The organism is Pseudoalteromonas sp. NZS127_1 (genome assembly GCF_015864295.1).
Taxonomy (GTDB): Bacteria; Pseudomonadota; Gammaproteobacteria; order Enterobacterales; family Alteromonadaceae; genus Pseudoalteromonas; species Pseudoalteromonas arctica.
In genome coordinates this window covers 596,388-611,528 of the sequence record NZ_JADYXO010000001.1, presented here as the reverse complement: position 1 = coordinate 611,528, position 15,141 = coordinate 596,388, and the positions used below count along the sequence as shown (strand labels likewise).

General features: G+C 38.0%; 11 protein-coding genes and 1 tRNA gene. 11 read left to right on the top strand and 1 reads right to left on the bottom strand.

The features are described 5' to 3' along the window. The first annotated feature begins 211 nt into the window (after window positions 1–211). From I6F50_RS02540 to I6F50_RS02510, 7 genes are all read left to right on the top strand, one after another. On the top strand, window positions 212–2,173 hold the full coding sequence (locus I6F50_RS02540; protein ID WP_197119180.1) for an FAD-dependent oxidoreductase: 1,962 nt from the start codon (window positions 212–214) through the stop codon (window positions 2,171–2,173). Window positions 2,174–2,266: 93 nt separating this feature from the next. Next, window positions 2,267–2,950: a DoxX family protein gene (locus I6F50_RS02535; RefSeq protein WP_007582701.1), complete on the top strand. Its 684-nt coding sequence runs from the start codon at window positions 2,267–2,269 to the stop codon at window positions 2,948–2,950. Window positions 2,951–3,080: 130 nt separating this feature from the next. Then, window positions 3,081–3,629 (top strand): NAD(P)H nitroreductase, encoded by a 549-nt coding sequence (locus I6F50_RS02530; protein ID WP_007582703.1) that lies wholly within the window; start codon window positions 3,081–3,083, stop codon window positions 3,627–3,629. 203 nt (window positions 3,630–3,832) lie between these two features. Further along, window positions 3,833–4,210: a hypothetical protein gene (locus tag I6F50_RS02525; RefSeq protein ID WP_007582705.1), complete on the top strand. Its 378-nt coding sequence runs from the start codon at window positions 3,833–3,835 to the stop codon at window positions 4,208–4,210. Between the two features lie 158 nt (window positions 4,211–4,368). Further along, window positions 4,369–4,459, top strand: a tRNA-Ser gene (locus tag I6F50_RS02520). A 53-nt stretch (window positions 4,460–4,512) separates the two neighbouring features. Further along, window positions 4,513–4,899 (top strand): hypothetical protein, encoded by a 387-nt coding sequence (locus I6F50_RS02515; RefSeq protein WP_024590139.1) that lies wholly within the window; start codon window positions 4,513–4,515, stop codon window positions 4,897–4,899. Window positions 4,900–4,968: 69 nt separating this feature from the next. Next, on the top strand, window positions 4,969–5,589 hold the full coding sequence (locus I6F50_RS02510; RefSeq protein ID WP_165727452.1) for an FKBP-type peptidyl-prolyl cis-trans isomerase: 621 nt from the start codon (window positions 4,969–4,971) through the stop codon (window positions 5,587–5,589). Window positions 5,590–5,957: 368 nt separating this feature from the next. Here I6F50_RS02510 and I6F50_RS02505 read toward each other — a convergent pair whose 3' ends face one another. Further along, entirely contained in the window at window positions 5,958–8,327 is a 2,370-nt protein-coding gene (locus tag I6F50_RS02505) for a TonB-dependent receptor (protein WP_197175242.1), read from the bottom strand. A gap of 439 nt (window positions 8,328–8,766) precedes the next feature. On the opposite strand from I6F50_RS02505, the gene I6F50_RS02500 reads away from it, so the two are divergent. The 4 genes from I6F50_RS02500 (at window position 8,767) to I6F50_RS02485 (ending at window position 15,105) form a co-directional block, all read left to right on the top strand. Then, the gene (locus I6F50_RS02500) at window positions 8,767–11,094 is read left to right on the top strand and encodes a beta-galactosidase (protein ID WP_166113094.1); all 2,328 of its coding nucleotides are present in this window, start codon (window positions 8,767–8,769) and stop codon (window positions 11,092–11,094) included. After that, entirely contained in the window at window positions 11,081–12,058 is a 978-nt protein-coding gene (locus I6F50_RS02495) for an SMP-30/gluconolactonase/LRE family protein (RefSeq protein ID WP_165741465.1), read from the top strand. The genes I6F50_RS02500 and I6F50_RS02495 overlap by 14 nt, the downstream gene beginning before the upstream one ends. A gap of 316 nt (window positions 12,059–12,374) precedes the next feature. Next, on the top strand, window positions 12,375–13,484 hold the full coding sequence (locus I6F50_RS02490) for a mandelate racemase/muconate lactonizing enzyme family protein (RefSeq protein ID WP_165741463.1): 1,110 nt from the start codon (window positions 12,375–12,377) through the stop codon (window positions 13,482–13,484). Window positions 13,485–13,932: 448 nt separating this feature from the next. After that, window positions 13,933–15,105, top strand: coding sequence for a cytochrome P450 (locus I6F50_RS02485; protein WP_197175241.1), 1,173 nt, complete (start codon window positions 13,933–13,935; stop codon window positions 15,103–15,105). Window positions 15,106–15,141: the final 36 nt, after the last annotated feature.

The following is a 15,141-nucleotide window of genomic DNA, read 5'->3' as shown; positions in this document are numbered from 1 at the left end:
CTTAATTTGGTACAGTTAATACATTAGTTCCATCTTAGCCTAGAATAAAAATAAATTTAACTGCTAAATCGTAACGAAGTGTTTATGAGGTGCTATTAATACATGTTTTTATGGCTTTTTTTAATTAAATGAAGGCACATATTGCTTATTACTTGCCATTAAAGCAGAATTAGCTAATGTATACAGGTTAGACCAGTTGACGGGGCACAAGATGTTAGAACAACAATTACAACTAAAACACACACAATTACGTAACCGCTTAGTGATGGGCTCAATGCATACAGGCCTTGAAGAGGGATGGCATAACCGCAAACGCTTACGTGCATTTTACGAAGCACGTGCAAAAGGCGGCACTGCAATGTTAATTACGGGCGGATACAGCCCAAATTTACGTGGCAAATTAACACCTATTTCATCTTCATTTAATAGTTATTACGATGTATTTAAGCACCGCGCTTACACAGATGCTGTGCATAAACACGGCGGAAAAATTTGTTTGCAATTATTACATGCTGGACGTTATGCGTACCATCCATTCAATCAGGCACCAAGTGCAATAAAAGCACCTATTAATCCTTATAAACCTAAAGCTATGACGCTTGGCTCGATTAAAAAAACAATTAAAGACTTTGCGCACTCTGCCTATATGGCTGAAAAAGCCGGCTACGATGGCGTTGAAGTTATGGGTTCTGAAGGGTATTTGATTAATGAGTTTATGGCGCCACACACCAATAAACGTGAAGATGAATTTGGTGGCAGCCTAGAAAATAGAATGCGACTTGCGCTTGAAATAGTTAAAGCTGTAAGAGCAAAAGTATCTGAGCAATTCTTAATTATTTTTAGATTGTCGGTCATTGATTTAATCCCAAACGGTTCAACACCAGAGGAAGTTGTCATACAAGCTACCGAGCTTGAAAAAGCGGGTGTTGATATATTTAACACAGGTATTGGTTGGCACGAAGCGCGTGTACCAACTATTGCGAGTATGGTGCCGCCAGGTGCATTTAAAGAAGCATCAAAACGTTTAAAAGACGTGGTGAGCGTGCCAGTGATTGCTGTTAACCGAATTAATACTCCAGAAATTGCTAACGATATTTTAAATGCAGGCGAGGCTGATTTAATTTCGATGGCAAGGCCGCTACTTGCCGATCCAGAGTTTTTTAATAAATACGCAAATAATCAATCTAAGCAAATTAATATTTGTATAGGGTGTAACCAAGGTTGTCTAGATCACGTATTTAAAAATAAACGTGCTACGTGTTTAGTTAATCCACAAGCTGCATTTGAGCTAGATTACCCGTTAGAGCAAGCAACCAAAGCTAAAAACGTATTAGTAGTCGGTGCAGGCCCCGCTGGTTTATCGGCAAGTTGTTACTTGGCTCAAAAAGGGCATAACGTCACGTTAATTGATCAAAAACCGCAAATGGGTGGCCAATTTAATTTAGCTATGCAAATACCAGGTAAAGAAGACTTTAACCATACTCTTACTTACTTCACTAATGAGCTTGAGCGATTAAAAGTAACTGTAGAGCTTGGTAAAGCTTATGACGATTCAATGCTTAAAAACTATGATGACATCGTATTTGCAACTGGCGTTAGGCCGCGTGAAGCCTCTATTAAGTGTAGCGATGATAAGCGTGTATTTGCTTATGACGAAGTTATACGCGGCGAAGTAGAGCTGGGTAAATCAATTGCTATTTTAGGTGCCGGTGGTATAGGTTTTGATATGGTTGCGTTTTTAAGCGAACATAAATCGCAAACTATTAGCGAGTTTAAAACGCAATGGGGGATTGAGTGTGAAGCCCAACCTCATAAAGACGAACGTCAATTGTATATGTTAAAACGCAGTACGGGTCGTTTTGGTAGCGAGCTTGGTAAAACAACGGGTTGGATACATCGCCAAGTTGCTAAGCAGCATGGCGTTAAGCAAATTGCTGATTGCCAATACCAAAGCTTTGATAAAAGCGGACTAACTATTAATGTTGCTGGTGAAACTCTAGTACTGCCAGTAGACACTGTTATTGCCTGTATTGGCCAGGTTTCTAATAACGAAGTGCTAGAAAATTACACAGATAACGCAAAGGTACATGTTATAGGCGGAGCTAAACTAGCTGCAGCTATTGATGCTAAACGCGCTATTTTTGAAGCACTTCAGGTCGCTAGAAGTATTTAACCTTTGTAAATAAATTGAAATAGTTTATCAATTCATGCGGTCTTTGCTGTTTATAGTCTATAACTTAATAAACAGTGAACACACAGGATACGCATGAATAAACTAACCAATCTTTATGATGCAATATTGGGTAAACTATCATTTTTAGATGGTTTACCTGCATTGCTATTTCGCTTGATTTTAGCCCCTGTTATGATCATTGCAGGTTATAACAAACTTGCTATAAGCGGTGAGACAGAAGGTTTCTTTGATAACTTTTTAGCATCTCCAGATGTAGTTCAATGGTTTGGTAATAATGAATGGGGTTTAGGATTACCGTTTCCTGACTTACTAGCTTTTTTAGCTGGCTGGAGTGAATTTTTAGGAGGTTGGTTTTTATTACTTGGCCTTTTAACTCGCTTGGTCAGTATCCCACTTATGTTCACAATGGTTGTCGCTGCAACCTCAGTGCATTGGCATAATGGTTGGTTTGCAATAGCACCAACTAATCCAGAAACAAGTGCTGCGCAAGTGCTCGATTGGTTATCAATTCCGGGCGCTAAAGAAAGCCTTGAAAACTCACTAGAAGTACAAGACCGAATAGGTAAAATTCGTGGCTTAGTTGAAGAACACGGGTTTCCTGATTATCTATACGAAAAGGGCAAGCCGTCTATTTTAAACAACGGTATAGAATTTTCGGCAATTTATTTTGCTATGCTTCTTAGCTTGTTTTTTATGGGCGGTGGGCGTTTTGTTAGTATAGATTACTGGTTAAGGCGAAATATTGTAAAAGAATAACGTATTTAATCTACTTTACTAACGGCCGCATAGCTTAACCCTTTGCGGCCGTTTTGCATTTTAATTTCTCGGTATTTATTTTTTAAGGGTTTAAATGTTACTCTAGCGTTTTGAATTTTGAGGAATCGTTATGAACGCTATCGAGCTTTTACTTACCCGCCAATCAGACTCTAAACTAACAGAGCCGGGCCCTACGCCTGAGCAGCTCGACATAATTAAGCAAGCAGCATTACGTGTTCCTGATCATGGCTGTATAGCACCGTGGCAGTTCATTGTTGCTCAAGGTGATGCACGCAATAAACTGGGTGAAATTTACCATCAAAGTGCAGTGGCAGAGCAACAAGAAGAAAAAGTAATTAACCGTGCTAAAGAGCTTCCCCTTCGTGCGCCTATGATTGTAATAGCAATTGCTAAATATCAAGAACACCCAAAAGTTCCTCGAATAGAACAAGTACAAAGCGCAGGCTGTAGTGTATTAGCGATGCAACAAGCTGCATTTGCCCAAGGGTTAGGCGGTGTTTGGCGCACAGGCTACTTTGCACAAAGTAGCGCGGTTAAAAAAGCGCTTAACTTACATGAGCAAGATGAAATAGTAGGGTATTTATATATAGGTACACCCGAAGTCGATTGTAAAAAGTCGCCTCGCCATAAGCCAGAAAACTATTTTAGTAATTTGTGAAATAGTATGAACTTTGCGCAACTTACATAGTCATAATTCATTAAGGTTACAAAGAGTATTATTTAAAAGTTAATGACTTGGCTGTAAGAAGCGCTTGGAAGCACTAAATTTACTAAATCTTCTTCAGTTTGTTTTTTAATCGGTTGTTTTTTGATACATTATGGAAAGTCTTAATAAAAATAACGATAAAGAAGACGAAAACTATGGGAAATTTATTTTTACGTGAAAAAGAGAATTGGCTAGCATGGTCAATTTGGGGAATCATTGGTGCTTTTGTAACACTGTATGTTGCAATGAGCACAAATGCATCACACTTTATAGCCGGTTCAGCGATGGGTATGCTTGTGTTGTTAACATGGTGGATGCACCAGTCCAAACGTTTCGACTTTGGGCGTGCATTTAAAGTATGTTGCTACGTTTTATCGCTTAGTGTGCTACCTGCTTTTATGTTTGTTGTAGTACCAAGTGATGATTTAAATCGATTCGATTTAATTTTTCAAGGCGTTACCTTTACCGCACTGAGTATATTGGCTTGTTTAATCTGCTCTTGGATTGCACGTAGACCTAAACAATATTATTAATGTGTTTAACTTTAGTCCATTAACTACACTTTTATTAAAGTGAAGAGCTTAACAAAAGAACAAAGTGGGTCTATTTTATCCAATATGTTAATATTTTATATTAATTTCTATTTAGCTCTTTACAAGTTATGTATTTAGCCATATTATTCGCGCCGTGCGGAGAGATGGCAGAGTGGTCGAATGCACCGGTCTTGAAAACCGGCATGGGTTTATAGCCCATCTAGGGTTCAAATCCCTATCTCTCCACCATTATTTAAAAAAAACCGCCTTATGGGCGGTTTTTTGCTTTGTGGAGTTTCTAAATGACTAAAGCAACAAACCTACCAACCTCGCAGAAATTAATAAAACATCTTTTATTATGGACGGTATTTGGTTACTGCTATCAAAGTGCTATTAGCTTATTAGTAAAAATGGCTATAGACGCTCAACCAGAGTATCCATTAATTACCGGTTTAATTTATGGTGTTGGTTTTAATGTTTTAGCTGCCCATCTTATTACCAAATACGATAAGCATTGGCCAGTTATTGGCTCTGTTTTTATTGGTTGTATAGGGCTGCTTGTAGTGCCATTTTTACTGTTTGGCGAATCAGGATTACTAACAATGCCTCTACTTGTTGGAATTTTATTCAGTTTGCCGCTTTGTAGTTATATTGTTGGCCTAATTAAGCTAAAACTCAGCAAAAACTAGCCCCAAACGCGGTTTATTTTGTGATAGCATAGTCGCGTCTTTTAACTAACAAAACGTGAAAAACACATTATGTCAGATAATTTTACTACAGATGCTGAAAAAGCAAGTTACGGTATTGGCTTACAAATGGGTGAGCAACTTAAGTCTAATCCTTTTGAAGGCTTAAACCTAAATTCAGTATTTGAAGGCATGAAAGATGCGTACGCTGGTAGCGCATTTCAAGTTGAGATCCCTGAGATCCAAGCTGCATTTGAAAAAATAAACGAAGAGATTCAAGCTCGTCGTGAAGAAGAGTCACAAGTACTTTCTGCAGAAGGTATTTCATTCTTAGAAGAAAACGCAAAACGTCCTGAAATCACAGTAACTGAGTCTGGTCTTCAATACGAAGTACTAGCAACTGGCGAAGGCGAAAAGCCAACAGCTGAGTCTACAGTACGTGTTGATTACCACGGTACACTTATTAACGGTACTGTGTTTGATAGCTCATACGAGCGCGGTCAACCAGCTGAATTTCCAGTTGGTGGCGTGATCAAAGGCTGGACTGAAGCATTACAAATGATGCCTGTAGGTACTAAATGGCGTATCTACGTTCCTCATGAGCTTGCTTATGGTGAACGTGGCGCAGGTGCTGCAATCGCACCTTTCTCAACGCTTGTATTTGATGTTGAGCTACACGAAATCATTTCTTAAATTAAATACATTTTAATTTAAAAGTGTAAAAAGCCGTATTCAATTTGAATACGGCTTTTTTGTGTTTGTAATTTAAGAGTTTTATACCAATTAGCTTAATTAAGTGATCTATTTTTCGCTAAGAAAATTGTGTCGATAACAAGGCAAAAATTTCGTTGTTTAGTTGTTACCACTAATTGCTTTTGCATTGCTCTACCTCCTGCATCCATGCAGTCGTATATCAGAAATTCTTAACGCAGTTAGCGTCAGGTTTAATCCTTCAAATCGATTAAGTATTACTGCGTGTTGATATTATATATTCTAAAAATAAAAAACCGCCTTAATAAAATGCGGTTTTTAAATATATAAACTAAAGAGCTTGTCAGCTATTAAAAGTAGCCACGGATACCAAAGCGGAAGTTTCTGCCAGGTAGTGGGGCTTTATCTTTAATAAATGAGCTATGCACAAAGCCTAACTCATCAGTAATGTTATCCACGTTTATATAAAGCTGTGCATCTACACTGCCTAAACCTAATTGGTAATTAGCTTGTGCATCAAATAACGTATAGCCGTCCGTTTTTGTTTCAAATGCAGTTACATCGTTTTGATCAAAGTAATGAGTACCTGTAAGCGTTAGTTGTAAGTCACCTAAATCGTACTGTAACTCAGAGCCTAATTTATTGGCAGGGATACGCGGTAAGTTGCCTTCGTCGTCTTTTAGTTTTGCACGAGTTGAGTCACCAAATACTTTAACCATAGCGCTTGGGGTTACTTGGTAATGTGCGTCAAACTCAATTCCATAAAGCTCTGCGTCTTTACTTGTAAACTGATAAACCGCAACAGCATCGTCATGTGCACCAATAGCTGATTCTAAACCATCTTCTTCATCGTAAACTAAACCTGTATTTTCTTGGAAATAAAAGTTCTTAATATCGTTATAGAAAAAGTTAACGGTGTAACCAAAATCACCGCTAAAACGTCTAAAGCTTAAATCTAGGTTTGTTGAGGTTTCTTGCTTGATATTCTCTGGCCCAAAATGCGCTTCATTATCTTCAATGTTGTAACCAAGACCTAGTTCATAAGTGCCAGTTGCAATGTGTAAACCATTTGATAAAAGCTCTGCAGAAAGCGGAGCTCTTTCTGAGTGAGAAATACTTGTCGCAATACTATGACCCGGCTTGTACTGCCAAATGGCACCGGCAGAGGCGCTTAAATTGGTAAAGCTTTTATTGTATCCAATAGTTTCTTCGTCGCTATGATCTATTTCTACTTCATCGTGGCTATGTTCGTGTGCCGTGATTTGGCTTTCAATTTTGTAATCTTCTACACGTGCACCAAGCTCTATTGTCACGTCGCCAAATTCACGCTCTTCTAGTAAATATAATGCGTTAGTTGTAGTTACACTCGCGGGTGTAAATGCTTCTTCACCAATTGCATCGTAGTCAGAATCGCTGTAGTGATAGCCCATCATTCCGTGCCAATCAGCAAACTTATGCTCTACATTTAAACGTGCTTCAGTCGTTTTATTTTTAAAAGTAGTACCAATTTCGCCATCTTCAATTTCGCTGTGTGAATAATCTGTATAGCCAACACGTAGGTTGATGGTTTCAATCCAGTTATTATGAAGAGCGTAACTTACAAGCCCTTGCCAGCGGTCTTGCTCTAAATGTGCGTAAACTGGCTCTTCAGCAGCTTCATCTTCATGTTCTGCATGCTCTTCTTCAGTTTCACCTTCGTGATCGTGATGATGCTCATGCCCAGGAATACCGTAATCAGTATCAATGCTACCGTAAGAAAAACCAATCGTTAAGTGATCGCCAACATAGCTGGTACCAAAGTTGAGTGTTTCGCTATCAATAAAAGTATTTTCTACCGAGCTTTCGGTTTCAACATCGCCATCATCGTCGGCAATAGTAAAGGTCGGTGTTTGGTAATCATCGCCGCTGCGCTTAGTACCATCAAAATGAAAGTTAAAGCCTTCATTACCTGTTTCAAGTTTTGCAGCTACGGTGTTTGAATTTGACACCGTATCGTGGCTGTATTCAGCAGCGCCTGTAAGCTCGTCGATATTGCTAGTAGGAATACGGTTATCAACCACGTTTACAACGCCACCAATTGCACCAGAGCCATAAAGTAGGGTACTTGGACCGCGCAACACTTCAATTTGCTCTGCCGCTAGGCTGTCGCTTGATGTCGCGTGGTCTGGGCCAATTCGCGACGCATCGCTGGCATCTAATCCATTTTGTGTGATTTTAACGCGAGGGCCATCTAAACCACGAATAATTGGGCTTGATGATACAGGGCCAAAGTAACTTGCATTTACGCCTGGTAAACCTTTAAGAGTTTCGCCAAGTGTTGGTTTAGATTTATTTCTTAATTCATCACCAGATAGCACACTTACAGGAGAAATCATTTCTAGGCTGTTCTTATGAAGTGCAGAGGCATAAACAACCACTGTTTCAACCGATGTTGGTTTAAGTGACACAGACAGATTATTTGAAGATTCGGTAACAGTAATACGAGAGTCTATGTAGTTGTCTTTACTAATATGTAATTGGCTGTTTGCATCTATATCGATAGCAAACTCGCCTAAATCATTACTTTTAACGCTTTGGTTTTTGCCATGGACATGGATAGAGGCATTTTTAATTGGTTGATTTTTATCATCCATTACTTTACCGGTAACGGTTGCAGCCAAAGCTGATTGAGAACATAAAACAGAAAAAATAGCAGAGGAGATTAATGTTAACTTTGTCATGGATATATTGGTTCGTGGTTATTATGTTGTGATATAATATAACACCGCAAAATTAACGAATCAACAATGTTATAGTATAACCTTGTGTTTTGCGTTCAAACCACTAAAAGTGCCGATAAACTGTTTGCTTTACAATAGAAGTTAATCTGGCATTAACTCTACTTTACTGTAACAAATCTACTCGTAGTACCCTCAAAGAATATCTGCTAATGATTATGGAGAGTAGTGTTTAAAGTATTGAATTTTATGTTTTTTACCTATAATTTATATTTTTTAATAGCTCCCTCTATTATAAAACACTTCTAAAATCCATTGCATTGTTAACAGTTAATTGTTTTATATCGTCGTTTGTGTAATTATCTTGTGTAGTTTTAACGCTTTTTAGCTATCAATTATTGCTCAAAAGTACACATTTAAACACGCACAATAGTAGGCCAACATGTTTCTCAATCCTTATAGTGTAAAATTAGCATCCTCGTTTTTTTGTTTATCGGTACTTGCAGGGTGTCACAATGCGAAAGCTTCAGATCAAAATTCAACTAAAGGAGCCACTCCATTAAAAAAAGAGCATATAATTTTTGATTTTGAACAGGATAATTACAGCCAATATATAAATACAATTAATGGCTTTAGTACATTAATAAAGGAAGGTGGAAACCATAAACTAGCGGTTACATTAAAATCTAAATCTAATGTAGAAAGTGACTTTGAATTTATAAACCCAAAAGGATGGGATTGGCAAGCAACAGGAAACTTTGCCCTTGCACTTGATATACAAAACCCTGATGAGGCTTCTACTCACCTATACATAAAGACAATAGACAAGTCGGGACAATTTCAAACTCGAAGTGTTGTTGTGCCAGCAAAGTCTCAAAATACGTATTACATAGAATTAAAAGGCGCAAATTTAAATGTTAATTCAGGTATTCGCTCAAACCCACCAAGTTGGAAAAGCAGTTATACGCCAATAATCTATAGAGGCGGACAAAAAAATATCGACGTTAGCAGCATTGTAAAAATATCATTTGGAGTAAAAGGGCTACTTGACGATAAACGAATTTTAATAGACAACTTACGCCTTATAAAGCCAACTAATTTTGATACTAACTATCTAAAAGGGTTAGTTGATAAATTTGGGCAAAATGCAAAATTAGACTTTACCAATAAAGTATCTTCAACAGAGCAGCTACAAGTTATTTCTCAAAAAGAGCAAATTAACTTACAAAACTCACCAATGAAAGGACGTTCTAAATATAGTGGCTGGAAAAACGGCCCACAATTAAAGGCAACGGGATATTTTAGAACCGAAAAATACAAAGGGAAATGGAGTTTAGTCGACCCAGAAGGTTATCTGTTTTTTTCAACCGGCATTGATAACGTTCGTATGGCAAATACTTCAACTATTACCGGTTACGATTTTGACCAAAGCTATATTAAGCAGCGCGAAGCTAATGATTTAACACCAGAGGATTCATTAGGATTAAATCCAGCTCCAAAAACTGCGTGGTCAACACGTTATAAAAGCTCAACACTAAGATCTGATATGTTTAATTGGCTACCCGAGCAAAATAACCCTTTAGCAGATAATTACGGCTACAGACGCGAAGTTCACAGTGGTGCAATTAAAAAAGGTGAAACGTTTAGCTTTTATCGCGCTAATTTAGAGCGAAAATATCAAACCCATAACAACAACGACTTAATGAAACAGTGGCAAAATACCACTGTAAAACGCATGCTTTCATGGGGCTTTACTTCTTTTGGCAATTGGATAGAAGAAGACTATTACCATACTAACCAATTACCTTACTTTGCTAATGCGTGGATCATTGGTAATTTCAAAACGGTAAGCAGTGGTAACGACTACTGGAGCCCATTACCTGACCCATTTGATCCATTATTCGTTGAGCGCGCAGATGTAACGCTTGCAAAAGTAGCCCAGCAAGTTAAAAACAGTCCTTGGTGTGTTGGTGTATTTATTGATAACGAAAAAAGCTGGGGCATGATGAATTCTGACGCCTCACGTTATGGTATTGCTATTAATACACTTAAAAATAACGCCCAAAATAGCCCGACTAAAGCACAATTTGTTACCTTAATGAAAAATAAGTACAGCCAAATTAGCAAACTTAATAAAGCATGGAATACACGTATTGCATCATGGGATGAGTTTGCTGCAGGCGTCGCACTCACGCAGTTTAACGAGCAAACTAATATCGATTTATCAGCGATGTTATTTCATTATGCTAATCAGTATTTTGCAGTGGTTGACGCGGCTATAGCTAAACACCTTCCAAATCAGCTGAATATGGGAGCACGTTTTGCTGACTGGGGTATGACGCCTGAAATAAGAGCCGCCGCTGCCGCGCATGTAGATGTGATGAGCTACAACTATTACCGAGAGGGATTAAATGAAGATTTTTGGGCATTTTTATCTGATATAGACATGCCAAGCATAATAGGTGAATTTCATAATGGTGCGCTTGATTCTGGGCTATTAAACCCAGGCCTTATACACACTCAATCTCAGCAAGAGCGTGGTACTAAATACAAAAAATATATGAATAGCGTTATAGATAACCCATATTTTGTTGGTGCGCATTGGTTTCAATACATAGACTCTCCACTAACTGGGCGAGCATACGATGGTGAAAACTACAATGTAGGCTTTGTAAATGTAACGGACATTCCTTACAAACCGCTTGTAGATGCAGCTAAAAGCGTGAATAAATCGTTGTATGAACGCAGGTATAATAATGCAAAAAATTAAATATATACTAAGCGCTGTGTGTGTTTTCTGTTTGGGTGTATCTGCTAAGCAAAGTAACACACTTTTATTCGAGCAAGGCCCCTACAAAATATTTAATGAGCAAGCGCTTGAAGTGCTTAACTTAAATAGCCATGTTAAAACCCTCGCTTCGGGTTATGACTGGCTAGAGGGGCCGGTTTGGGTTAATCAAGGAGGATATTTATTATATTCTGATATACCTAATCATCAGGTTTATAAATATACACCAGGTAAAGGTGCAAGTTTGTACTTAGCGCATAGTGGCTATTCAAATGGTTTAATTGTAAATAAACAAAATGAGCTTGTGCTTTTGCAATCGCGCTCACGTGTTATATCAAAAATGAAGACGCCATTAAGCACGCCTAAACCACAATACCTACAAATTGTAAGTCATTATAATGGACAAAAGTTTAACAGCCCAAACGATGGCGTTTTTAACGACCAAGGCATGCTTTATTTTAGTGATCCACCCTATGGTTTACCTAATCAATTAGATGATGAAGGCAAAGAGCTTAAGTTTCAGGGGGTATATTCACTTAAAAATACAGGGGAGCTTACCTTGCTAGATCGTGATCTTATTTATCCTAATGGGGTCGCATTATCAGCTGATAATAAAACGTTATATGTGGCGGCATCTAATGCTAATAAACCTGCGTGGTATCAGTATGATTTAAATGACAGCGGTGCAGTGATAAGTAAATCTTTATTTTATGAATTACCACCAGCAATTAAGCATGACCAAGGCTTACCAGATGGTTTAAAGGTACATAAAAGTGGGATTATATTTGCTACAGGTCCCAATGGGTTATGGTTATTTAATAAAAATGCTGAGCTACTAGCTCAAATTGAAATGCCAAATATTAGTGCTAATCTAACGTTTAACCAATCACAAAACCGCGTTTATATAACAGCGCATACACAGCTATTGGCACTTGATTTAAAATAGTCTTGTTATTCTATTGTTAAATTAAAGCCCCTATAAGCACGCTTGATAGGGGCTATTTACTCTTTGTTGCCTACATGAATGAAGGTAAGGGGCGTGAGCAGGACGCGGAAGCTTTGCTCGGTTTTTACTTAGCCCACTAGGTTACAAATCTCACGCTGCGATTAAATAGCCTCGAGTTTGAACAAATTTTAATTCTCAAAGATAAACAGACCTTCGGATAATTTCGCTTAATTAAACAGATAACCTTTACAACAACAAATACCTGTTGTAAATTGTTAACAATGAACAGTGTTATGTTAACTAATTCGGTGGCTTAATGAAAGTATCATCACAAACAATCAAAAGTGTAAAAGTCGAGTATTACCAAATTCCGCTAGCAGAAGTGTTAAGTGATGCAAAGCATGGCGATCACACTCACTTTGAAGTTATTACAGTGCATATTATGACTCACGACGGGTATGAAGGGATGGGATATACCTACACTGGCGGCAAAGGTGGTCGCGCAATTTATTCACTCCTTAACGATGAAATAAAGCCCGGTCTAATTGGACAAAATTCAATGTCTATCATGGCAATTTGGGACAAATTGCAGTGGGATCTTCATTATGTTGGCCGAGGTGGACTACTTAGCTTTGCGATTTCAGCAGTTGATATAGCGCTGTGGGATATTAAGTGTAAGCGCTTAAATGCACCATTATGGCAAGTTGCGGGTGGTAGCAGTGACCAAACAAAATGCTATGCAGGCGGAATAGATTTAAACTTTAGCCAAGAAAAACTGCTTAGTAATATAGATGGTTATTTAAATCGTGGCTTTAATGCAGTAAAAATTAAAGTCGGTAAACCCAACTTTAAAGAAGATATAGAACGTGTAGCCGCAGTAAGAGAGCTAATAGGTAAAGATAAAATACTTATGGTAGATGCCAATTACTCAATGACTGTTGAGCAAGCTATTCGTTTTGCTAAATCAATTGAAAAATACGACATAACCTGGTTTGAAGAACCGACTATACCTGATGATTACAAAGGCTTTGCTCGCATAGCACAAGCGACTTCAATACCGCTTGCAATGGGTGAAAATTTGCATACATTGCACGAATTTGGCTATGCGATTAGTCAAGCTAAATTAGGTTTTTTACAACCAGATGCATCAAATATTGGTGGCATAACAGGGTGGTTACATGTAGCGAGTATGGCATATACCCATAATTTACCTATTTGTAGCCATGGCATGCATGAACTACATGTATCACTGTTGGCATCTCAGCCTCACGCTGGTTTTTTAGAAGTTCATTCATTCCCTATAGATGAATATACAACACGTCCTTTAAAGCTTGAAAATGGGCAAGCGTGCGCGCCAGATATAATTGGGACGGGTGTAGAATTTGACCCTCAACTAATGAGAACACATTTAATTAAACAGTCGTAACTAGAAAAATTAGTAATAAAAGAAAAGAGTTGTTGTGTGTCCACAAATTCAGTGTAGAAATTATTTATCAAGGAATGAATGATAATCTCTTTGTCATAAGTTTTAATTTATGAGTACTGATTTTGTGGACGCTTTTATAAAGGTAAATAGTTATTGCCATTGCAAATATTGATTGTTTTACACAAACCCAAATTGCTTAGTCTGCTGTAAAACTGTTGGTTGCAATTCACACCGAGAATAGCTTCATTACCTAGATTTTAAATTAATTAGTTAGGGGCTCTCACAACTCCGTCAAAAGCCAGCTTTAATTGCTGGCTTTTTTATATTTAAAATAGCAATAAAGAGCATCAAATTACCATTTTTAAGCAAAATCAGTGTATTTGTATAATAAAGTTGCGATTAAAATGGTGTAACAAAAATAGATTAATAATAGAAATTAGGTTTCATTATGACGTCAAAAGTAACTGGTATTAGCGAGTTTCCCGATGCGTTTGTACAGCAACGAAAAGTAACAGGAATGGGTCAAATGGATGACCAAAACGATCCTGTAAATATGATCTTAGGCTTAAAAGATGTACGAAAAGCAGCGCATAATTGTGCTGTTTTTCAATCGGGTGCTAAACCTGGACGTATTGTAATTCCATCAGAAGTGGCAATACGTGAAACACGCCAAATTCCGTTTGAAGTAGACCCTCCTCAGCACGGTGGCTTTCGTGAATTATTAAACCCTTGGTTTAAACGCCCATTAGATGAATGTTACCAAGCGCGTTTACAAACCATTATTGATGAAACTATTGAAAACGCCTTTAAAGCAGAGTCGTTTGATGTGGTGTCACAATTTGCTTTACCACTTCAATCTAAAGCGTTAACGCTGTTACTTAATACCTCAATGGATAAAGCACAAACATGGATAGATTGGGGTACTCATGTATTTAGAAGTGAAGACAGTGACCTTGATGGCGATAAAGCCAATATTCTATACAACTACATTGATGAGCAAATAGAAAACGCCATTGCAATCCCGGGTGATGATTTATATTCAGTGCTTTTAAATTCACAGGCGAACGGTAAAAAGCTGAGTAAAGAAGAAGTAAAAGGTGTGATGATCCTCACCTTTGCAGGGGGGCGCGACACCGTTATAAACGCGATCACAAACTCTATTGCCTACTTTAGCGAAAACATCAGCGATTTAAAGCGTATTGATGATGAGCCTGAAATATTAAACAGGGCCGTAGAAGAACTAATTCGCTATTTTTCGCCGCTTACGCAAATAGGCCGTGTCGCTACGCAAGACACAAGTGTATGTGAGCACGCTATAAAAGCCGACACACGAGTTTCGTTATGTTGGGCGTCGGCTAATCGCGATGAAAAGGTATTCAAAAACCCTAACAATGTCGACTTCGATCGAAAAGTTAACCCGCATATTAGTTTTGGTTTTAGCCATCACAATTGTTTGGGCGCAACGCATGCCCGCCAAATTTTACGTCAACTAGTGTTATCGCTTGCTAATAAAGTTGCTCAAATAGAGGCAATAAAAGCAGATGAAAATATTGAAAAACTCGGTGAGTTTTCAAGAAAGGTTGGCTTTAACAGTCTGCACGTTAGCTTTAAATCAAAATAAAAACACCGTAGAAAATAGTTAAATAAATATAGTAAC